Below are 22967 nucleotides of genomic sequence, written 5' to 3'. Positions count from 1 at the left end.
GCCGGCCCTGAACTCAGGTCGCCGGACCGCGGTCGACCGGGGCCTGCCACGGCAGGACCGGGCGGACCAGCAGCTCCCGCCCGTCCGGCCACGCCAGTCGGACCTCGGTGCCCGCCACCCGGACCGTCACCTCCGGTGCCGGGGGCGCCCCCGGCGCGCCGGTCAGCAGCACGGCGCCGACCACCACCTCGATCCGTCCTGACGACTCGTCACATCCCTGTGCCGGAGCGGGCGGTAGCACGAGGAGGGGAACGGCGCAGCGGTGGCCGAAGGCGTTCGCCCCCTCGCGGCGGTGCACCTCCGCCGCCGTCCAGCCGTGCAGCCCGAGCACCGCGCTGACCAGCCCCGGCCCGTTCGCGCCGGGTGCCGTCCGGACGGCCGCGCCCGGAAGCTCCCGCAGGACCGTCTCCGGCGCCGCCTCGGCCGCCAGTGCGTAACCCCCCTCGCGCAGGCCCCAGCCGGGCGGCCGGCGCAGGCCGTGCACCCTGATCTCCCAGGGCCCGGCCGGCACCGAGACGCTCACCACGGGCGGCGGCGCCGCGCCGGGGACGGGCCCGCCCGGGGGCAGCGGCCGGTGCCAGGAGGCGGCGTACCGGTCGGTCACGGCGAGCGGGTGGATGCGCTCGCGGCGGGTGGCGGTGCCGTCGGGCAGGAGCAGCGCCAGGTGGTTGTCGATCCGTGGCGCCTCCGGGCCGATCACCGGCCCCGTGCGGGTCGAGTAGGCGAGCCTGGCGTAGTGCGGCTCGTCGCGTTCGACGGCCGGCGGGGCGGTCAGGTAGCAGGAGCCGTGGTTGAGCACCCGGACGAGCCCGTCGGCGGCGGTCCGGTGGACGAGGAACCCGGGGACGGGCAGCGCGGCCGTCAGGTCGGCGCGCTCCCCCGCGAGCGGCTCCTCGGGCGCCGTCCACACCGGGTGGCCGGCCGGGAGCAGCAGCCCCAGGAACCCCATGGCCGCCGCGTACGGGGAGCCGGGCGAGCTGTAGACCTGGGCGGCCGCGCTCTGCTCCCCGTACCAGCCGAGCGGGAGCAGGCCGCGCGGGTCGGTCGCGCCCCGCTCGGTGAAGTGCCGCAGCACGCCGGAGGCCAGGCGGCGGGTCTGCCCCGGGGTGAGCGGGGTCGCGCCGTCCAGCGCCCCGAGCCAGAACGGGGCCAGGCAGGCGAAGCGGTAGCTCAGCGACCGACCCTGGTGGAGCACCGCGCCGTCCGGCCCGAACAGCCAGCGGTACTGGGCGAGGAAGCGGTGCAGCCGTTCGCGGTACAGCACCGCCCTGGCCCCGGCGCGTTCCCCGGCGATCCGCGCCCAGAGCAGCGGGTAGAGGTGGAACCCCCAGGCGTTGTAGTGGTCGAAGCGGCGGCCGGCGTCGTAGGCCGCTTCCGGGCCGACGGCGAACTCCCGCGGGCCGCCCGAGCGGTAGTCGTGGCGGGTCTCCGGCCCGTCCAGGTACCAGCCGTCGCCGGAGTACCAGGGCTCGATCCGGTCCAGCCGGTCCTCGATCTCGCCTCGGTCGTGCCCGGCGCCGACGGAGGCGAGGAACTCGCCGACCACCGCCTGGAAGAGCACGTGGTTGTTCTCCCGGACGCCCCGGCCGACCGTCCCGCCGAGCCAGCCCGCCACCTGCTCGCGCTGACCGGGGGTCAGCCGCTCCCAGATCCACGGGCGGGACTCGTGCAGGGCCACCGCGAGCGACGCGGCCTCGACGATCTGCTGGGAGTAGTCGGTGACGGCCGGCCAGCGCTCCGGCCCGCCGGGGTCCGTGCCGGCGAGCAGCCCGGCGGTGACCTGGTCGGCCAGCTCTCCGAGGCGGCCGCGCGCCGGCTCGTCCCCGGCCGCCAGCCGGACGGCGGCCAGCACCGCCGTCCGCGCGAAGCCCTCCAGGCCGTCGGTGTCGCCGCCCGACCAGCTGCCGCGCCCCGGCGGCGAGATCCGCGCCCCGAGCGGGCTGCGGTAGGGCCGCAGGGACGCCAGCAGATGGTCCGCGACGGCGATCCAGTGCCGCCGGGTCCAGCCCGTCACCGGCGCGCCCGCCCGGTCCTCGGGCGGCAGGTCGAGCCCCGCGGTCGGTCGGTCCCGCATACGGCGGCCTCCTGGTGGCGACGGTGCCGGCGGCTCCGGCACCCTCACCGTACGGCCGGGCGCGCCGCGGGCCCGGGCGGCTCAGGCCGGGTCGGCGGTGGAGACGGCGAGCAGCTTGGTCACCGAGCCGTCGTCCCCGACGACGTCGCGCAGGTGGCGGAAGCCGAGCCGCCGGCACATCGCCAGGCTCGGGGTGTTCTCCGCGCCGACCATGCCGTAGACCTCCTTGAGCCCCAGTTCGTCGCCGGCGTAGCGGATCAGGCCGCGGACCACCTCGGCGCCCAGGCCCCGGCCCCAGAACTCCGGGGCCAGCGCGGTGACCAGCTCGTGGCCGTCGACGTTCCCGGTGCGCTTGACCTCGGCGTGGCCGGCGTACGCGCCGTCCAGCCAGAGGCCCCAGATGTCGAAGAGGTGCTGCGGGTAGACGTCGGTCAGGATCGCGCGGAACAGCGTGCGGATGTCCGGCTCGGGCACCAGGTCCTGGCCCATCCAGCGGCACACGTCCGCGTTGCGGAGCAGGGAGACGAAGGCGTCCTCGTCCTCGGGCCGGTAGGGGATGAACTCCAGGTGCTCGGTGCGCAGCTGAGGGGTCATGCCGCTCTCCTCTTGGGTCGTGGTGGTTCGGTGGTGCGGCAGCCGTGGGGCGGGGCCGGTCGGCGCGGCCGGCGGCCCCGTCCCCGCGGCCGGTCAGGCTCGGGCGTTCTCCATGCGCTCGCGCAGGCTCTTCGGGCGCATGTCGGTCCACACCTCGTCGACGTAGGCGGTGCACTCGGCCTCGGTGCCCTCGGTGCCGACGGGCTGCCAGCCGGCCGGGACGTCGAGGTCGGCGGGCCAGAGGGAGTACTGCTCCTCGTCGTTGCGCAGCACCTGGTAGCGGGTGTTCTCGTCCATGTCGGGCTCCTTCGTCATCGTCGGTCGGTCTCGGCGGGGTCGGTACGGGTCGGTACGGGTGGGCGGGGTCGGTACGGGGGCGCGGTGTCGGTACGGGGGCGCGGTGTCGGTACGGGTGGGCGGGGTCGTCACCGTCCTTCCCGGGCGTGCCGGGCGATCTGCCGCAGGGCGGCGGCGAAGTCCTCGGCGGCCCGGCGGACGGCCCCGGTGTCGTGGACGGCGGGCCGGTGGTGCCAGGTGAAGGCGAGGCGTCCGTGCTGGGCCGCGCCGACCACCTCCAGCGGGTGGGAGCCGCCGTCCCGGGGGTCGTGGTCCTGGCCGAAGGAGCCGAGTTCGGCGCGGACCAGGCCGTCGCCGGCGGCCTCGGGCCGGGCGTCCCACTGGCCGAGGTAGTTGAAGACCACCTGGCCGTGGCCGCCGGCGGCGAGGCGCTCGCGGACCCCGGGCGTCCCGAAGGTGCGCAGGGCGCCGAAGCCCAGGCCGTTGCCGGGCACCGCGCGCAGCTGGCGGCGGACGGACTTCACCAGGGCCCGCCAGTCGCGGTCCGGGCCGGGCTCGGCCGGGTCGGGGACGTGGAAGGTGACGGGGTGGACGGTGGTGAACCAGCCGACCGTACGGGACAGGTCGACGCCGTCCAGCAGGTCCTCGCGGCCGTGCCCCTCCAGGTCCAGGCCGATCCGCTGCTGCCCGCTCCAGCGGGCCAGGGCGAGGGCGAGGGCGGCCAGCAGCACGTCGTTGACCCGGGTGCGGTAGGCGGCGGGGGCGGCGCGCAGCAGCGCCTCGGTGTCGGCCTCGTCGAGTTCGACGGTGACCGCCGCGGTCTCGGCACCGCCGGGACCGGACGGACCGCCGGTCCCGGACGGGCTGCCGGGCAGGGCCGCCCGGGCGCCCACCGCCTCCTCCCAGTACAGGAGTTCGTGGTCCAGGCCGCCCTCGGCGACATGGGCGGCGAGCCGGTGCGCCCACTCCCGGAAGGAGGTGCCGCGCTCCCCCAGGGTGACCGGTCCGCCCTGGACGGCCTGGCGGTGGGCGCTCTCCAGGTCGTCGCGCAGCACCCGCCAGGAGACGGCGTCGACGACCAGGTGGTGGGCGACCAGGAGCAGCAGGGCCGGGTGCTCCGGGTGGCCGGTGAACAGGGCGGCGCGCAGCAGCGGGCCGCGGGCCAGGTCGAAGCCTGCGTGCAGCTCGTCGGCGGCCTTGGCCATGGCCGCGTCGGCGGCCCCGGCGTCCTGCCCGGTCAGGTCGTGGTGGACCAGGAGGTCCTCGGCGGGGGCGGGCGGCGGGTTGAACTGGTGCCAGCCGGCCTCGTCGCGGGTGAAGCGCATCCGCAGGGCGTCGTGGTGTTCCAGCAGGGCGTCGAGCGCGGTGCGCAACGCGGCCGGGTCGGGGTCGGCGGAGAGTTCGAGCAGGGTGGACTGGTTGAAGTGGTGGTGGGCGGCGCGCGGGGTGGTCAGGAACCACTCCTGGATGGGGGTGAGCGGCACGCCGCCGGTCACCGGGCCGTCGTCGGCGCGCTCGGTGGCGGTGCGTACGACGGTGGCCAGTTCGGCCACGGTCTGGTGGCTGAACAGGTCGCGGGTGGCCAGGTGCAGGCCGTCGCGGCGCAGCCGGGAGACCACCTGCATGCTGAGGATGGAGTCGCCGCCGAGGAGGAAGAAGTTGTCGTCGGCGCCGACCTCGTCGAGGCCGAGGACGTCGGCCCAGATCCGGGCGATCCGGCGTTCGAGGTCGGTCTCCGGCGCCCGGCCGGGGCCGGCCGCGGCCTGGGCGGGACCGGGGTCGGGCAGGGCCCGCCGGTCGAGCTTGCCGTTGGGGGTGAGCGGGAGCCGCTCCAGCGCGACGAAGGCCGAGGGGACGAGGTGCGGCGGCAGCGACTCGGCGAGGTGGAGCCGCAGGTCGAGGGCGGGGGCGCCGGCGGTGGCGTCGGCGGGGACGACGTAGCCGACGAGCCGGCCGCCGCCCGGGCCGTCGGCGCGGACGGTGACGACGGCGTCGCGCACCAGGGCGCTGCGGCGCAGGGCGCTCTCGATCTCGCCGGGTTCGATCCGGAAGCCGCGCAGCTTGATCTGCTCGTCGGCGCGGCCGGCGAACCGGAGCTGGCCGTCGGCGGCGCGGCGGGCGAGGTCGCCGGTGCGGTACATCCGCTCGCCGGGGGCGCCGTACGGGTCGGGGAGGAAGCTCCGGGCGGTGAGGCCGGGGCGGCCGAGGTAGCCGCGGGCGAGGCCGGGGCCGGCCAGGTAGAGCTCCCCGGTGACGCCGGGCGGCACCGGCCGCAGGGCGGTGTCCAGGACGTACGCGCGGGTGGCGCCGCTGGGGCGGCCGATCGCGGGGCTGCCGGTGCCGGGGGCGAGCGGGCCGGTCCAGGTGGCGACGACGGTGGCCTCGGTGGGGCCGTAGGAGTTGACCATGCGCCGGCCGGGGGCCCAGGTGTCGACCAGGTCGGCCGGGCAGGCCTCGGCGCCGACGACCAGGGTGCGCAGTCCGGTCAGGGCCGCGGCGGTCTCGGGTTCCAGGGTGGCCAGGGCGGCCGGGGGGATCAGGGTGTGGCTGATCCGGCGGGCGGTCAGGGCCTCGGCGAGCCGTTCGCCGACCAGCGGCCCCTCCTCGCCGGTGACGAGGGCGGCGCCGGAGAGCAGCGAGATGCACAGTTCCAGGACGGAGGCGTCGAAGCTGGGCGAGGCGAACTGGAGCACCCGGTCGCCGGGGCCGACGGCGTACTGCTCGGCGGCGGCGGCCGCGAAGACGGCGAGGCCGCGGTGGGTGACCAGGACGCCCTTGGGCGTTCCGGTGGAGCCGGAGGTGTAGACGGCGTAGGCGGGGTGGGCGGGGGTGAGGGCGCTGGTGCGGTCGGCGTCGGTGGGCGCGGTGTCCGGGCCCTCGGCGGCCCAGACCTGGGCCGGGTCGTCGAGCAGCAGGTGGGCGGCGGCGTCGCGGACCATGAACTCCCGCCGGGGCGCCGGGTAGTCGGGGTCGACGGGGAGGAAGGCGCCGCCGGCCTTGGCGACGGCGAGCTGGGCGACCACCATGGCCGCCGAGCGGGGCAGGGCGAGGGCGACCAGCCGCTCGGGGCCGACGCCGCGCCGGATGAGCTGGTGGGCCAGCCGGTTGGCGGCCCGGTCGAGGTCGGCGTAGCTCAGCTCCCGTTCGCCGTCGAGCAGGGCCGGTGCCCCGGGGGTGGCGGCGGCCCGGCGCTCGAACAGCTCGGGCAGGGTCGCCACCGCCACCGGCCGGAAGCCGCCGTGCGGCTCGGCGGGCGACTCGTCCGGGCCGGCCAGCGGCAGCGCGCCGACGGCGCGGGACGGGTCCTCGGCGACGGCGGTGAGCAGGGTGGCGAGCTGGCCGGCCATCCGCTCCACGGTGGCCGGGTCGAACAGGTCGGTGTCGTAGGTGAACAGGCCGTGCAGAGCGCCGCTCGCGGTCTCGACGAACTCCAGCACCAGCTCGAAGGGCGTCCGTACCGCGTCGGGCTCGATGCCGGTCACGTCGAGGCCCGGGAGGTCGGGTTCCGCGGACGGCGCGTTCTGGAGCACCACGTGGACCTGGAACAGCGGGCTGCGGCTGGTGTCGCGCACCGGCTGGACTTCGTCGACCACCTTCTCGAAGGGCACGTCCTGGTGGGCGAAGGCGTCCAGGACGGTCTGCCGCACCTCGCCGAGGAGGGCGTCGAAGGGCTGTCCGGGCTCGACCCGGGAGCGCAGCACCAGGGTGTTGACGAAGAACCCGACGAGCCGCTGGACCTCGGGCCGGTGCCGGCCGGAGGTGATGGTGCCGACGGTGATGTCGGTGTCCCCGCAGAGCCGGGCCAGGTAGGCCTGGGCGGCGGCGACCAGGGTGATGAACAGGGTGGCGCCGCGCCGCCGGCCGACCTCGGCCAGCCGGCGGGCGGTGTCGGCGGGCAGCTCCAGCCGGACGGTGGCGGCGTTGGCGGCGTTGGCGGTGCGCACCGCGGGCCGGGGCCGGTCGGTGGGCAGCTGCGGCGGGACCACGCCGGTCAGTTGGCCCTTCCAGTAGGCGAGCTGCTCCCCGGTAGGGGCCCCGGCGGTGCGCTGCCAGTGGGCGTAGTCGGCGTACTGCACCGGGAGGGGCGCCAACTCGGCTTCAGTGGAGCCGAGTTCGGTGCGGTAGAGGTGGGCCAGGTCGGTGAGCAGCACGCCGGTGGACCAGCCGTCGGTGACCATGTGGTGCAGGGTCAGCGCCAGCACGTGCTCGCCGTCGGCCAGCCGGGCCAGGGTGGCGCGCAGCAGTGGTCCGCGGCGCAGGTCGAAGGGGCGGGCGCGGTCGGCGGCGAGCAGGTCGCGCAGGGCCCGCGGCCGCTCGTCGGCGGGCCGCCCGGAGAGGTCGTGCAGCGGCAGCGGCACGGCGTGCGGCGGGTGGACCAGTTGGACGCCGTGGCCGTCGACGCTGTCGAAGGTGGTGCGCAGCGACTCGTGCCGGGCCGTCAGGGCGTCCAGGGCCGCGCCGAGGGCGCCGGTGTCGAGGGTGCCGCGCAACCGCAGCGCGAGCGCGACGTTCTCGGAGACGCCGGGCGTGAACTCCTCCAGGAACCAGAGGCGCTGCTGGGCGTGGGACATCGGGGCGGCGCCCGTGCGGGGCACCGGGACGACGGGCGGGCGGGCCGGGGCGGCGGGCTCCTCGGTGAGCAGCCGGGCCAGGCCGGCCGGGGTGGGGTGGTCGAAGACGGCGCGGGGGCCGAGCTCGGTGCCGAAGGCCTCGGTGAGGCGGGCGGCGAGCCGGATGCTGAGGATGGAGTCGCCGCCGAGGTCGAAGAAGCCCTCGTCGGTCCCGGGCGGGCGGATGCCGAGGACCTCGGCGAAGAGCTCGGTGGTGCGGCGTTCGGCCGCGGTGCGCGGTTCGACCCGCTCGCGGCGCCCGCCGGGCCGCTCCTCGGGGGCCGGGAGGGCGGCGCGGTCGACCTTGCCGTTGCGGCTCAGCGGGAGGGCGTCGAGCGGGACGAAGGCGGCCGGGACGAGGTAGTCGGGCAGGGCGCGGGCGGCGAACTCCCGCAGTTCGCCGGGGTCGGGGGCGCCGTCGGTGCCGACGGCGTAGGCGACCAGCCGGCGGGCGCCGGGCCGGTCCTCGCGGACGACCACGGCGACATCGGAGACCAGCGGGTGGGCGGCCAGGGCCGCCTCCACCTCGGCGGGCTCGACCCGGAAGCCGCGGATCTTCACCTGGTCGTCCGCGCGGCCGAGGAACTCCACGGTGCCGTCCGGGCGGCGCCGGGCGAGGTCCCCGGTGCGGTACATCCGGGCGCCGGGCGGGCCGGAGGGGTCGGCGAGGAAGCGGGCGGCGGTCGCGCCGGGGCGGCCCAGGTAGCCGCGGGCCAGGCCCTCGCCGGCCAGGTAGAGCTCGCCCGCGCAGCCCGGCGGGACGGGCCGCAGCCGGGCGTCCAGGACGTGCGCCCGGCGGTCGTCCAGCGGGCGGCCGATCGGGACGGTGTCGGGCACCGCGGCGGCGTCCGACAGCGCGTGGGCGGTGGCGAAGGTGGTGGTCTCGGTGGGGCCGTAGCCGTCCACCACGGTCAGCCCGGGGCAGGCCGCCAGGACGCGCCGCACGGCGGCGGCGGGCACCACGTCGCCGCCGGTCCACAGGGTCCGCAGGCCGCCGAAGCAGTCCGGCGCGTCCTGGGCGAGCAGCCGGAACAGCCCGGCGGTGAGCCAGAGCGCCGTCGGCCCGTCGGGGCCGGCGAGGCGGCGCAGCAGGGCGGCGTCCACCGGCCCGTCGGGGGCGACGAGCACGCAGCCGCCGTTCAGCAGCGGCGCCCAGACCTCGAAGGTGGCGGCGTCGAAGGCGACCGGCGAGTGCAGCAGCACCCGGGCGCAGCGGCCGCCGGTGAAGCGGCTGTCGGTGGCGAGCGAGGCGACGTCGCGGTGGCGGACGGCGACGGCCTTGGGCTCGCCGGTGGAGCCGGAGGTGTACATCACGTACGCCAGCCGGTCCGGGTCGGCGGGCGGCAGGTCCGGGGCGGCCGCTCCGTCGCGGGCGGCGGCGACCTGTCCGGCGGTCAGGGTCGCGGCCGCGCCGGCCCGCTCCAGCAGGGTGCGGCGGCGCTCCTCGGGGGCGCGCCCGTCGACGGGCAGGTAGGCGCCGCCGGCCTTGAGGACGGCCAGCTGGGCGACGACGAGTTCGGTGCCGCGGTCCACCGCCAGTGCGACCCGGTCCTCGGGGGCCAGGCCGTCGGCGAGCAGCCGGGCGGCCAGCCGGTCGGACCAGTCGTCCAGCCCGCGGTAGCTCAGCTCGCGCCCGCCCTCGCGCACGGCGGGGGCGTCGGGGGTGCGGCGGACCTGTTCGGCGAAGATCCGCAGCGGGCTGCGCGGCTCCGGCGGGCGGGCGGTGGTGTGCCAGGAGGCGAGCAGGTCGCGGTCGGCCGGGGTGAGCGGGTCCAGTGCGGCGAGGTCGCCGTCCAGGCCGTCGGCGAGGGCGGTCAGCAGCTGGGCGAGGCGGTCGGCGGCGTCCCGGGCGGTGCGCTGGTCGAAGAGCGCGGGGTCGTACGCCAGGTCGAAGGCGAGCTGTCCGCTCAGGTGGGCGCGCAGGCACCAGGGGAAGGTGGTGGCGTCGTCGGCGCGCACCTCGACCACCCGGACGCCGGTGCGGTCCGCGGCGGACTCGTCGACGGGGTAGTTCTCGAACACCAGCATGCTGTCGAACAGCGGCTCGCCGGCGGGCAGTTCGCTCAGGCCCTGGATCCGGGTCAGCGCCAGGTGGTCGTGGCCGCGGCCCTCGCTCTGCCGGTCCTGGAGGTCGCGCAGCCAGGGCAGCACGCCGCCCGAGGGGATCCGGACCCGGGCGGGCACGGTGTTGATGAACAGGCCGATCATCGTCTCGACGCCGGGCAGTTCGGCCGGGCGCCCGGAGACGGTGGTGCCGAAGACGACGTCCGCGGTGCCGCCGTAGCGGGCCAGCAGCAGTGCCCAGGCGCCCTCGACCAGGGTGTTGACGGTCAGTCCGGCGGCGGCGGCGTTCTCCCGCAGCCGGGCGGAGGCCGCCTCGTCCAGGACGCGGTGGACGGCGGCGGTGGAGCGGGCCCGGTGGGCGCCGGCGGGGCGGCGGTCGTAGGGCAGCGCGGTCCGTTCGGTGAACCCGGCGAGCGCGGCGCCCCAGTGCTCCTCGGCGGCCCGCCCGTCCTGCTCGCGCAGCCAGGCCAGGAAGTCCGCGAACGGGCGGCGGACGGGGCGGGGCGCCTGCGGGCCGCCGGTCAGCGCGGCGTACTCCTCGCAGACCTCGGTGAGCAGCTGGCCGGTGCTCCAGCCGTCCAGGATCACGTGGTGGGTGGACCAGAGCAGCAGCACCTCCTCCCCGGGCAGCGCGGCCAGGACGAGGCGGGTGAGCGGCGCGGTGCCCAGGTCCAGGCCGGCGGCCCGCTCCTCGGCGAGCAGCCGCTCGGTCTCCTCGGCCCGCCGTTCGGGCGTCAGGGCGCGCCAGTCGAGGTGGCGGACGGGCAGGGCGGCGCGGCGCGCGACCAGCTGGACGGGGTGCGGCAGGCCGCGCCAGTGCACGGCGGTGCGCAGCGCCGGGGTGCGGTCGGCGACCTGCTGCCAGGCGGCGGCGAAGGCCGCCGGGTCGCCGACGCCGGCCAGCCGGACGGCGATCCGGTCCACGTAGGCGCCGTCCTCGTCGACCAGGCCGTGGAAGAGCATGCCGGACTGCAGCGGGGTCAGCGGCAGCACGTCCGCGACCTCGCGGCCGTCGCCGACCAGGCCGTCCAGCCGTTCCTGGTCGAGGCCGGCCAGCGGGAAGTCGGACGGGGTGCGGCCGCCGGCGCCGGGGCCCGCGCAGTGCTCGGCCAGCTCGCGCAGCGCCTGGAGGGTCTGCTCGGCGAGGGCGCGGACGGCGGCCTCCTCGTAGACCTCCGCCGGGTAGGTCCAGCCCAGTTCGAGCCGGCCGTCCTGGACGGCCCCGATGACGTCGAGCAGGTAGGGGCGGGGCTCGTCGGGGTCGGTGTCGCGCCCGGCCGGGGGCAGCGAGCCACGCAGCAGCCCGTCGGCGCCGGTGCGGGTGTCCCACTGGCCGTGGTAGTTGAAGCCGACCTGCGGCGCGGCCGCGCCTTGCGGGAGGGCGGACGGGAGCAGGTGGCGCAGCGCGCCGTGGCTGAGTCCGCGCAGCGGGACGGCGCGCAGCTGCTCCTTGACCGAGCGCAGGGTGTGGTGCCAGCCGGCCTCGGGGTCGACGCGCAGGGCGAGCGGGAACTCGGCGGTGAACCAGCCGACCGTCCGGGAGAGGTCCTGGTCGGGGAAGAGGTCCTCGCGGCCGTGGCCCTCCACCCCGATCAGCACCGTGTCCCGGCCGCACCAGCGGGCCAGCGTGCGGCCGAGGGCGCTGAGCAGGACGTCGTTGACCTGGGTGCGGTAGACCTCCGGGACGCGGCGCAGCAGCGCCCCGGTGGTCGCCTCGTCCAGCGTCACGGTGACGGTGGCGGCGGCGCCGTGGGTGTTGGCGCCCGGGCGCCCGGCGGGCAGTCCGGCCGGGGCCTCGCCGGTGCGGGTCCAGTACGCGGTGTCGCCGTCCAGGGCGCCGGAGCGGGTGTGCCGCTCCAGCCGGGCGGCCCACCGGGTGTAGGAGGTGCCCGGCTCCGGCAGCCGGACGGGCGCGCCCGTGCGGGCGGCGTGGTGGGCGGCTTCGAGGTCGGCCAGCAGGATGCGCCAGGAGACGCCGTCCACGGCCAGGTGGTGGATCGTCAGCACGAGCTGGCCGGGCCGGCCGGCGCCGCCGTCGAAGTACAGGGCGCGCAGCATCCGGCCCTGGAGCGGGTCGAGGGAGCGCTGGGCCTCCTCGGCGGCCCGCTGCACCTCCGTCTCCAGGACGCTTCGGTGGTGGGTGAAGACGCCGTCCGGCGCCTGCTCCCGGACCTCCTGGTGCCAGCCTCCCTCGCCGTGGCGGAAGCGGGTGCGCAGCGCCGGGTGGTGCTCCACCAGTGCGAGCACCGCCTGCCGCAGCGCGGCCGGGTCGGTGTCCGGGGCCAGCACCAGCCGCTGGGTCATGGTGAAGCGCAGCGCCTCGCCGGGGCGGCGCCCGTCGAGGTACCAGTGCTGGATCGGGGTGAGCGGGGCCTCGGCGGGCTCGGCCTCGTCCGCTTCCGTCCGTACGGTCGACTCCCCGGCGCAGAGGGCGAGTTCGGCGACGTTCTGGTAGCGGAAGACGTCCTTGGTGGTGAGGGCGAGTCCGGCGGCGCGGGCCCGGGAGACGATCTGGATGCTGAGGATGGAGTCGCCGCCGAGCGCGAAGAAGTTGTCCCGGGCGCCGACCCGCCGCACGCCCAGCACCTCGGCCCAGATCGCGGCGAGCCGCTCCTCGGTGCCGGGGCGCGGGGCGACGTACGGGGTGGTGCGGTCCGGCTGGGCGGGCGGGGCGGGCAGGGCGCGCCGGTCGGTCTTGCCGCTGGTGGTGCGCGGGACGCGGGCGAGCGGGACGAACGCGGTGGGCACCAGGTGGTCGGGCAGGGTGCGCCGCAGCCAGGCGCGCAGCTCCTCGGCGGGCGGCACCCGGTCGCCGGCCGGCACCGGGTAGCCGACCAGCAGGGTGCGGCCGCCCTGTTCGCGGGCGGCGACGGCGCAGTCCGCGAGGTCGGGGTGGGTCAGCAGGGCGGCCTCGACCTCGCCGGGCTCGATCCGGAAGCCGCGGATCTTGACCTGGTCGTCGGCCCGGCCGAGGAACTCCAGCTGCCCGGCGGCGTCCCAGCGGGCGAGGTCGCCGGTGCGGTACATCCGGGTGCCGGGGGCGCCGTACGGGTCGGCGAGGAAGCGGCCGGCGGTCAGCCCGGGCCGGCCGAGGTAGCCGCGGGCGACCTGCCGACCGGCCAGGTACAGCTCCCCCGGCATGCCGGGCGGCACCGGGCGCAGCGCGCCGTCCAGCACGTAGGCGGTGACGCCGCGGCCCGGCCGGCCGATCACCGGGCGCCCGGGGTGGTCGGCGCAGCGGGCGTAGGCGGCGTCGACGGTGCACTCGGTGGGCCCGTACAGGTTGTAGACGGTGACGCCGAGTCGGGCCCGGACCTCGGCCAGCTCCCGCCAGGTGGCGGCGGGGATCGCCTCGCCGCCGAGCTGGAGCAGCCGGGGGTGGTGCGGGGCGGGGCCGAACAGTCCGGCGGCGGTGAGTTCGCGCAGGTAGGAGGGGGTGACGTTGACGACGTCGAGCCGCTGCTCGACGATCCTGGCGCAGAAGGCCTGCGGGTCCAGCCGGACGTCCTCGTCGATCAGGTGGAGCTCCTGGCCGGAGACCAGCAGCAGCGGGCCCTCCCAGCTGGTGTCGAAGGAGAGGGAGGCGCTGAGGGCGACCTTCAGCCGGGCGCCGTCGGCGGTGTGCGGGGCGAGCATCCCCTCCCGGTGGTCGCGGCAGAGGTTGACCAGCTGGCGGTGCTCGACGACCACGCCCTTGGGGCGGCCGGTGGAGCCGGAGGTGTGGATCAGGTAGGCGGCGTTCCCGGGCCGCAGCGGAGCGGTCCGCTGGGCGTCGGTCAGGTCGTGGCCGGGCAGGGCGTCCCAGGGCACCTCGCGCAGGTCCCGCTCGGTCAGCACCGTGCGCGGCCGGGTGTCCGCCAGCAGCAGGGCGGCCCGCTCCTCGGGCAGGTCCGGGTCGACGAACTGGAGGACGGCCCCGGCCTTGAGCACCGCGAACAGCGCCACCACCAGGTCGGAGGTGCGCGGCAGCCGGACGGCGACCACCTGCTCCGGGCCGGCGCCGAGGGCCGCCAGGTGGCGGGCGAGTCGGTTGGCCCGGGCGTTGAGGGCGGCGTAGTCCAGCGTGGCGTCCCGGGCAACCAGCGCGGTGGCGTCCGGGGTGCGGGCGGCCTGCTCCTCGAACAGGGCGGTGAAGGTGGTGTCCGGCCCGGGCAGCGGCTCGCCCCGGCCCTGGCGCAGCACCTGCCGCCGCTCGTCCCCGCTCATCAGCGGCAGCTCGCCGACGGCCGTCCCGGGCGCCTCGGCGACGGCCGCCAGCAGGGTGGTCAGCCGGTGGGCCAGCTGCTCGGCGGTCCGCGCGTCGAACAGCCCGGTGCTGTACTCCAGGTAGCCGGTCAGGCCGCCGTCGTGCTCGGCGAAGTCGAAGGAGAGGTCGAAGGCGGCGCTGCGGACCGGCGGGGTGACGGGTTCGACCGTCAGGCCGGGCAGCGGGGGCGTCTCGGCGCCGAGGTTGTGCAGTGCCACCATCACCTGGAACAGCGGGGTGCGGCTGGTGTCGCGCTCCGGCTGGAGGGCGTCCACCAGCCGTTCGAAGGGCACCTCCTGGTGGGCCAGGGCGTCCAGCACGGTGTGCTGGGCGGCGGTCAGCAGCTCGTGGAAGGTCAGGTCGGGGCGGACGTCGCCGCGCAGCACCAGGGTGTTGACGAACATGCCGACCACGTCGTGGAGTTCGCCCTGCTCGCGGCCGGAGGTGACGGTGCCGACGGCGACGTCGCGCTGCCCGGACCAGCGGGCCAGCAGCACCTGGCAGGCGGCCAGCAGGACGGTGTAGAGGGTGCCGTCGGCCTCGCGGCCGCGCTCGCGCAGCCGGGCGGTCAGCTCGGCGGGCAGCGTGAAGGTCGTCAGCGCGCCCTCGCGGGTGCGCACCGCCGGGCGCGGCCGGTCGGTGGGCAGTTCCAGCGGGGCCAGGCCGTCCAGGGCCCGGCGCCAGTGGTCGAGGTCGGCCTCGGCGGCGGCGGTGCGGGTGCGCTGCCAGGCCGCGTAGTCGGTGTACCGGACGGGCAGCGCGGGCAGCCGCGGGCTCCGCCGTTCGAGGGCGGCGGCGTACAGCTCGCCGAGGTCGCGGCCGAGCACGCCCATCGACCAGCCGTCGGTGGCGATGTGGTGCACCGCCAGGGCGAGGACGTGCTCCTCGGCGGCCGTCCGGGCCAGATGGGCGCGGAGCACGGGGCCTTCGGCGAGGTCGAAGGGGGCGGTGGCGATCCGCTCCAGGTGGGCGTCCAGCTCCGCCGCCGGGACGTCCGCGCAGGGCAGCTCGACGGGGTGCGGCGGGCGCACCACCTGCCGGGCCCGGCCGTCCCGTTCGGCGTACGTGGTGCGCAGCGCCTCGTGCCGCTCGACCAGGGCGTCCAGGGCGGCGCCCAGGGCGGCCCGGTCGAGGGCGCCGCGCAGCCGCAGCACGGACAGCGAAGTGTACTCGGTGCTGCCGGGCTCGAAGCGGTCGAGGAACCAGAGCCGCTGCTGGGCGTAGGAGAGCGGCGCCTCGGCCGCCGGGTCGGCGGCGGGGATGACGGCCGGTGCGGCGCCGGGGCGGGGTGCGCCGAGCGCCTCGGCCAGGTCGGCGAGCACCGGGTGGGTGAACAGCACCCGGGGCGAGAGGTCGGCGGCGCCGAAGGCGGCGCGCAGCCGGGCGGTGACCCGTACGGCGAGGATGGAGTCCCCGCCGAGGGCGAAGAAGTCGTCCTCGGCGCCGACCGCGCCGGTGTCCAGGACCTCCGCCCAGGCCTCGGCGACCAGCCGCTCGGCGGGGGTGCGGGGCGCGGTGCGCCCGCGGCCGGCGGCGAAGCCGTCCGGGCCGGGCACCGGCAGGGCGCGCCGGTCCAGCTTGCCGTTGGGGGTGAGCGGCAGGGCGGCCAGCGGGACGTAGGCGGCGGGCACCAGGTAGGCGGGGAGCAGGCGTTCCAGGTGGGCGCGCAGCTCGGCGGCGCCGGGCGGCCGGGCCGGGTCCTCCCCGACGAGGTGGGCGACCAGCCGGCGGGTGCCGGTGGCGTCCTCGTGGACGCCGACGGTGGCCAGGGCGACGCCCGGGTGGGTCTGGAGGGCGGCCTCGATCTCGCCGGGTTCGATCCGGTAGCCGCGGATCTTGACCTGCTGGTCGGCGCGGCCCAGGTAGCGCAGGGTGCCGTCGGCCTGCCAGCGGGCCCGGTCGCCGGTGCGGTACATCCGGGTGCCGGGGGCGCCGAAGGGGTCGGCGAGGAAGCGGCCGGCGGTGAGGCCGGGCCGGTTGAGGTAGCCGCGGGCCAGCCCCTCGCCCGCCACGTACAGTTCGCCGACGGCGCCCGGGGGCACCGGGGCGAGGTCGCCGTCGAGCACGTACAGCCGCAGGTCGGCGATGCCGGTGCCGATCGGGCCGGGGCCGCCGGCGGTGGCGGTCGCCGGGTCGAGCGCGGTGTGGGTGACGTGCACGGTGGTCTCGGTGATGCCGTACATGTTCACCAGGCGCGGCGCGTCCTCGGGGTGGCGCCGGTACCAGTCGGCGAGCCGGGTGACGTCCAGCGCCTCGCCGCCGAAGACCACCGTGCGCAGCGCCAAGCGGGCTGATATGTCCGGGAGTTCGGCGTCGGCGCGGGCCAGCTGGTGGAACGCGGACGGGGTCTGGTTGAGGACGGTGACCCGCTCGTCGGCGAGCAGCCGCAGGAAGTCCTCCGGGGAGCGGGCGGTGTCCTCGGGCACCACGACGAGCCGGCCGCCGTGCAGCAGCGGGCCCCACAGCTCCCAGACCGAGAAGTCGAAGGTGTAGGAGTGGAAGAGCGTCCAGACGTCCTCGGCGCCGAAGCCGAACAGCTCCCGGGTCTGCTCGAACAGCCGCACCACGTTGGCGTGCGGCACCACGACGCCCTTGGGGCGGCCGGTGGAGCCGGAGGTGAAGATGGCGTAGGCGGGGCTGTCGGGCAGCGGGCGGTGGCCGGCGCCGAGCGGGCCGGCCGGGCGGCGGGCCAGGTCGGCGCGCACCGCGGGGTCGGCCAGGGCGAGGACGGGCACCTCGACGCCGGTCGGATCCGCCGGGGGCTCCAGGGTGACCAGGGCCACCGGGGCGGCGTCGCGCAGCAGTTCGGCGCGGCGTTCGGCGGGCAGGCCCGGGTCGAGCGGCAGGTAGGCCGCGCCGGTCTTGAGGACGGCGAGGACGGCCACCACCAGCTCGGCGGTGCGGGGCAGCGCCAGGGCGACGTACCGCTCGGGGGCGGCGCCGAACCCGGCCAGCCGGTGGGCGAGCCGGTCGGCCCGGGCGTCCAGCTCGGCGTAGTCGAGGTGCTCCCCGCCGCAGGTGACGGCCTCGGCCCGCGGGGTGCGGGCGGCCCGCTCCTCGAACAGGTCGACCAGGGTGCGCGCGGGCCGGCCCTGCGCGGTGCCGTTCCAGTCGACCAGCAGCCGGCGGCGCTCCTCCTCGGTGGTCCAGGCCAGCGCGCGCAGCGGGCGGTCCAGCCCGGCGGCCAGCTCGGTGAGCAGCAGCCGCAGCCGCCCGGCGAGGGCGTCCACCGTCGCGGCGTCGAACAGCTCCGGGTCGTAGGCGAGGTCGAAGCCGACCTGCCCGCCCTGGTAGGCGCGCAGCACCAGCGGGAAGCTGGTGGCGTCCCGGGAGGAGACCTCGGCCAGGCGCACCCCGGTGCCGGCGGCGCGGGCGTCGTCGAAGGGGTAGTTCTCGAAGGCGACGATGCTGTCGAACAGCGCGCTGCCGGCGGGGACGTCGCTGAAGCCGGTGAGTTCGGCGAGCGAGACCGCCGAGTGCCGGCGGGCCTCGGCCTGGTCCGCCTGGAGCTCCCGCAGCCAGTCGGCGGCGGTGCGCTCGCCGTCCACCCGGACCCGGGTGGGCAGGGTGTTGATGAACATGCCGATCATCGACTCGACGCCGGGCAGCTCCTCGGGCCGGCCGGAGACGGTGGTGCCGAACAGCACGTCCGGCTCGCCGCTGTAGCGGGACAGCAGCAGCGCCCAGGCACCCTGCACCACGGTGCCGAGGGTCAGCCCGGACTGCCGTGCGGTGCGGGCGAGTTGCTCGGAGACCTGCTCGGACAGGGCGGCGCTGAGGCTGCCCGCCGAGCGGGCCCGGTGGGCCTCGCGCCGCGCCCGGTCGGCGGGCAGCGGGGTGGCGGTGGCGAAGCCGTCCAGGACGGACCGCCAGTGGGCCCGGGCGGCCCCGGCGTCCTGCCCGGCCAGCCAGTGCACGTAGTCGGCGAAGGGCCGGCGCACCGCCGGGGCGGGGGCGGCGCCGGTGGTGAGCGCCGCGTACTCGGCGAACACGTCGGTGAGCACCTGGGCGAGGCTCCAGCCGTCCAGGACCAGGTGGTGGGAGGTCCACAGCAGCTGGACCCGGGCCTCGGGCAGCCGGACCAGGGTGAGCCGGGTGAGCGGGGCGGTGGCGATGTCCAGGCCGAGGGCGAGGTCCTCGGCCTTCAGCCGCTCCAGCCGTTCGGCGCGCTCGGCCGGGTCGACGGCCCGCAGGTCGAGGTGGGTCACCGGCAGCCGGACGCCCCGGCGCACCACCTGGAGCGGGGCGGGCACGCCCTCCCAGACCACGGAGGTGCGCAGCGCGGGCGTACGGTCGGCGACCCGCTGCCAGGCCAGGGCGAGGGCGTGCGGGTCGGCGACGCCGTCCAGCAGCAGGGCGGCCTGGTCGAGGTAGACGTCGTCCTCGCCGCCGACCAGGCGGTGGAAGAGCATGCCCTCCTGGAGCGGGGTGAGCGGCAGCAGGTCCGTCACGTCCCGGCCGTCGCCGACCAGTCGGTCCAGCGCGGCCTGGTCGAGGCCGGCCAGCGGGAAGTCGGAGGGGGTGCGGCCGCCGGCGCCGGGGCTCGCGCAGTGCTCGACGATGCCGGTGAGCGCGGCGGCGGTGGCCTCGGCCAGGGCCCGGACGGTCTCCTCCCGGTGCACCCGGTCGCTGTAGTGCCAGGTGAGTTCCAGCTCGCCGTCGGCGACGACGGCGGAGACGTCGAGCAGGTGGTCCAGCGGCTCGTCGGGGGCGAGGTCGCGGCCGGGGGCCTGCCCGGCGGGGGCGAAGTCGCCGCCCTCGGGGGCGGTCCACTGGCCGTGGTAGTTGAAGCAGACCTGCGGCAGCGGACGGTCCCTCAGCGCGGCGGCCGAGCCGAGCCGGGCGAGGGCCTCGTAGCCCAGGCCCCGGCGGGGCACGGCGCGCAGCCGCTCCTTGACCCGCTTGAGGGTGGCGGCCCAGTCCGTCCCTTCCGGCAGGTCCAGGGTGACGGGGTACTGGGTGGTGAACCAGCCGACGGTGCGGGAGAGGTCGAGGCCGTCGAAGAGGTCCTCGCGGCCGTGGCCCTCCAGGGCGACGGCGACCCGCCCGGTGCCGGTCCAGTCGGCGAGGGCCCGGCCCAGCGCGCTGAGCAGCACGTCGTTGACCTGGGTCCGGTAGGCCTCGGGGACCTTCCGCAGCAGCGCCTCGGTGGTGGCCCGGTCGAGCCGGTGGCGCAGGGTGCGCACCGAGCCGGCGGTGGGGGTGCCGGGCAGGTCGACGGGCAGCGGCCCGGCGGGGGCGGCGGTCTCGGCGGTCCAGTACGGCAGGTCCGCGTCCAGGCCGCCGGTCCGGACGAGTTCGGCGAGCCGGTGGGCCCAGTCGGTGAAGGCGGTGGGCTCGGGCGCCGGGTCGGGGGTGCGGCCCTCGGCGGCCTGCCGGTAGGCCTGTGCCAGGTCGGCGAGCAGGACCCGCCAGGACACGCTGTCGACGGCCAGGTGGTGGGCGGTCAGGAGGAGTTGGGGCCGGGCGCCGTCGGCGGGCCGGAACAGGACGGCGCGCAGCAGCGCCCCGGTGGCCGGGTCCAGCTCGGCGCGGGCGGCCTCGGCGGCCGCCTCCCGTTCCGCCTCCCGGTCGTCGGCGGGGTCGGTGGCCGGGTCGAGGGCGGTCAGCAGCGCTCCGGCGTCCGCGGCCGGTTCCTGCCGCCAGCCGTCCCCGGTGCGGGTGAAGCGGGTGCGCAGCGCCGGGTGGGCGGCCACCAGCGCGCCCAGTGCCCGGTCCAGCGCGGCTTCGTCCAGCCCGTACGGCAGGTCGAGCAGCATCGACATGGTGAAGTGCCGCAGCGGGCCGTGGGCGGCGAAGAACCACTCCTGGACGGGGGTCAGCGGGGCGGGCCCGTCCTGGTGGTGGCGCGGCGCGGGGGCGGCCGGCGGCTCGGCGGTGCGGGCCGCGGCGGCCAGGTCGGCGACGGTCTGGTGGCGGAAGACGTCCTGGGAGCCGATCCGCAGGCCCGCCGCGCGGGCCCGGGAGACGGCCTGGATGCTCAGGATCGAGTCGCCGCCGAGTTCGAAGAAGTTGTCGGTGACGCCGACCCTGGGCACGCCCAGCACCTCGGCCCAGATGGCGGCGAGGGTCTCCTCCTCGGGGGTGCGCGGGGCGGTGAACTCCCCTTCCCGGGCGTCGGTTTCGGGGGCGGGCAGGGCGCGGCGGTCGAGCTTGCCGCTGGTGCCGAGCGGCAGGGCGTCGAGCACGGTGAAGGAGGACGGCACCAGGTGGTCGGGCAGCACCCGGCGCAGGGCGGCGCGCAGGGCGGCGGCGGGGCGGGCGGCGCCGTCGGCGAAGACCAGGTAGGCGGCCAGCCGGTGGTGGCCGTGGGCGTCGGGGACGGCGGCCACGGCGGCGGCGCGGACCTCGGGCAGGTCGAGCAGGGCCGCCTCGATCTCGCCGGGTTCGATCCGGTGGCCGCGCACCTTGACCTGGTCGTCGGCGCGGCCGAGGTACTCCAGGCGCCCGTCGGCCGTCCAGCGGGCCAGGTCGCCGGTGCGGTACATCCGGGTGCCGGGCGGGCCGTACGGGTCGGCGGTGAAGCGGGCGGCGGTCAGGCCGGGGCGGCCGTCGTAGCCGCGGGCGACCTGCTCGCCGGCCAGGTGGAGCTCACCGCTGACCCCGGGCGGCACGGGCTGGAGCCGGCCGTCCAGGACGTAGGCGCGGACGTTGGGCAGCGGGCGGCCGATCAGCGGCCGGTCCCCGCCGTCGATCCGGCAGGCGATGGCGTCGACGGTGCACTCGGTGGGGCCGTAGTAGTTGTAGGCGGCCGTCTCCGGGCGGGCGGCGAGCTCGCGCCAGAGCCGGGGGGCGACCGCCTCGCCGCCGAGCATCAGCACCCGGGGGCGGTGGCGGGGGTCGTCGAGCAGCCCGGCGGGCAGCAGTTGGCGCAGGTAGGAGGGGGTGAGGTCGAGGAAGTCGATCCGGTGGCGGACGACGTACTCGACCAGGGCGGCCGGGTCCATCCGGGTGGTCTCGTCGACGAGGTGCAGCGGGTGGCCGTCCGCGAGCAGCAGCAGGCCCTCCAGCGAGGTGTCGAAGGAGAAGGAGGCGGTCAGGGCGACGTTCAGCGGGCCGCCGCCCGCGTCGGCGACGAAGCCGGCCCGGTGGGCGGCGAGCAGGTGGGCCAGGGCGCGGTGCGGGACGCTGACGCCCTTGGGGCGGCCGGTGGAGCCGGAGGTGTAGAGCACGTACGCGGGGGTCGCGAGGTCCGGCGTGGGAAGGACGACGTCGACCGGGTCGTCGTTGCCCGACAGGTCGCGCAGGGTGTCCTCGTCCAGGAACAGGGCCGGCCCGGCGTCCTCGAGCACGTAGACGACCCGCTCCCAGGGCAGCGCCGGGTCGAGCGGCAGGTAGCCGGCGCCGACCTTCCAGACCGCGAGGACGGCCACCACCAGGTCGGCGGTGCGCGGCAGTCGCAGCGCGACCAGCCGTTCGGGGCCGGCGCCGGTGGTGGCCAGTCGGCGGGCGAGCCGTTCGGCGCGGGCGTCCAGTTCGGCGTAGTCGAGGCGCTCCTCCCCCGCGACCAGGGCCAGGGCGTGCGGGGTCCGTTCGGCCCGGCGCCGGAGCAGCTCCGGCAGGCTGACGGCCTCGACGGGCAGCTCGGTGGCGTTCCAGCCCCGGGTGACCTGCTCGGTCTCCCGCGCGGAGAGCAGCGGCAGGGTGGCGAGCGGGCGGTCCGGTTCGGCGGCGGCGCCCTCCAGCAGGCGCAGCAGCTGCTCGGCCATCCGGCCCGCGGTGGGGGCGTCGAAGAGGTCGGCGCGGTACTCCAGGACGCCGGTGAGCGCCTCGCCGTCGGGGACGAACTCCACGCTGAGGTCGAAGGTGGCGGCCTGCCGGGGCACGGTGACCGGGGCGGTGGCGAGTCCGGGCCGGTCCCCGGCGGTGGGCGGGGCGGGGTGCAGCAGCACCAGGACGTCGAACAGCGGGTTGCGGCCGGCCTCGCGGGGCGCGCCGACCGCCTCGACGATCCGTTCGAAGGGCGTGTCGCCGTGTGCGAGGGCGTCGTTGCCGGTCTCGGTGGCGGCGGCGAGCAGTTCGCGGAAGGAGGCGTCGGGCGCCACCCGGGTGCGCAGCACCACCGTGTTGACGAAGCAGCCGACGGCCCGTTCCAGTTCGGTGCGGGTGCGCCCGGCCATCAGCGAGCCGACGGTGACGTCCTGCTGGCCGGACCAGCGGGCGAGCAGCGCCTGGGTGCCGGCCACCAGCGCGGTGTTGAGGGTGCCCTGCTGCTCGGTCGCGAGGGCGCGCAGCCGGGCGGTGAGCGGCGCGGGGACGGTGAAGGTGTGCAGGCCGCCGGGGCCGGCCTCCTCGCCGCGCCGCGGGTGGTCCAGCGGCAGGTCGGACGGCACGGCGCCGGCCAGCTTCTCCCGCCAGTGGGCGAGCTGCCGCTCCAGCCGGTCGCCGGCGAGCTGCTCGCGCTGCCAGGCCGCGAAGTCCGGGTACTGGGCGGCGACTTCGGGCAGTGCGGGGTCGGCGCCGCGGGCCAGGGCGTCGTAGGCGGTGCACAGTTCGTCCAGGACGACGCCCATCGACCAGCCGTCGGTGACGATGTGGTGGGCGGTCAGCTGCAGGACGTGGGCGTGCGGCGTCTCGGCGACCAGCAGGGCGCGCAGCAGCGGCCCCCGTTCGAGGTCGAAGGGCCGGGAGTACTCCTGGAGCAGGACGGCGTCCAGGCTCTCGCCCTCGGCCGGTTCGCGGACCGGCAGCTCCACCGGCCCGGGCTCCCGGACGGTCGGCACCGGCCGGCCGTCGCTCTCCGCGAAGGTGGTGCGCAGCGCCTCGTGGCGCGCCACCACGGCGGTCAGCGCCGCGGCGAGCGCGGTGCGGTCCAGCTCGCCGGTGAAGCGCAGGGCGACGGCGCTGTTGTAGCGCGGGTCCCCGGGGCGCAGCCGGTCGAGGAACCAGAGCCGCTGCTGGACGAAGGACGGCGGCAGCGGACGGCCGCGGTCGGCGCGCGGGATGGCCCGCTCGGCGGCGGCCCCGTCGCCGCCGGACCGGCCGGCCAGCCGCCGGCGCAGGGCTTCGCGCAGGTCGGCGGGCAGGGCCGCGGCGCGGTCCCGCTTCGAGGGCGTCGGAGGCGTCGAAGGCGTCATGGTCG

4 protein-coding genes are annotated in these 22967 nt (G+C 77.3%); all 4 read right to left on the bottom strand.

Annotated elements, in window-relative coordinates; genetic code table 11:
* Positions 1–13 precede the first annotated feature (13 nt).
* The 4 genes from ACFRQN_RS04905 to ACFRQN_RS04890 all read right to left on the bottom strand — a co-directional run bounded on the left by ACFRQN_RS04905 (position 14) and on the right by ACFRQN_RS04890 (position 22962).
* The gene (locus tag ACFRQN_RS04905) at positions 14–2074 is read right to left on the bottom strand and encodes a DUF2264 domain-containing protein (RefSeq protein ID WP_380738288.1); all 2061 of its coding nucleotides are present in this window, start codon (positions 2072–2074) and stop codon (positions 14–16) included.
* An 81-nt stretch (positions 2075–2155) separates the two neighbouring features.
* Positions 2156–2668 (bottom strand): GNAT family N-acetyltransferase, encoded by a 513-nt coding sequence (locus ACFRQN_RS04900; protein ID WP_375873067.1) that lies wholly within the window; start codon positions 2666–2668, stop codon positions 2156–2158.
* Positions 2669–2761: 93 nt separating this feature from the next.
* The gene (locus tag ACFRQN_RS04895; protein ID WP_049649584.1) at positions 2762–2965 is read right to left on the bottom strand and encodes an MbtH family NRPS accessory protein; all 204 of its coding nucleotides are present in this window, start codon (positions 2963–2965) and stop codon (positions 2762–2764) included.
* 128 nt (positions 2966–3093) lie between these two features.
* The gene (locus ACFRQN_RS04890) at positions 3094–22962 is read right to left on the bottom strand and encodes a non-ribosomal peptide synthase/polyketide synthase (RefSeq protein WP_380738285.1); all 19869 of its coding nucleotides are present in this window, start codon (positions 22960–22962) and stop codon (positions 3094–3096) included.
* Positions 22963–22967 lie beyond the last annotated feature (5 nt).

The sequence above is a fragment of the Kitasatospora sp. NPDC056800 genome, from assembly GCF_042789775.1.
Lineage (GTDB): Bacteria > Actinomycetota > Actinomycetes > Streptomycetales > Streptomycetaceae > Kitasatospora.
This window is presented reverse-complemented; position numbering and strand designations above follow the sequence as displayed.

What these genes read in the sequence shown, in the direction of transcription:
- ACFRQN_RS04900 (WP_375873067.1), bottom strand. Translation starts at nt 2,668, where the DNA reads ATGACCCCTCAGCTGCGCACCGAGCACCTGGAGTTCATCCCCTACCGG.
- ACFRQN_RS04895 (WP_049649584.1), bottom strand. Translation starts at nt 2,965, where the DNA reads ATGGACGAGAACACCCGCTACCAGGTGCTGCGCAACGACGAGGAGCAG.
- ACFRQN_RS04890 (WP_380738285.1), bottom strand. Translation starts at nt 22,962, where the DNA reads ATGACGCCTTCGACGCCTCCGACGCCCTCGAAGCGGGACCGCGCCGCG.
- ACFRQN_RS04905 (WP_380738288.1), bottom strand. Translation starts at nt 2,074, where the DNA reads ATGCGGGACCGACCGACCGCGGGGCTCGACCTGCCGCCCGAGGACCGG.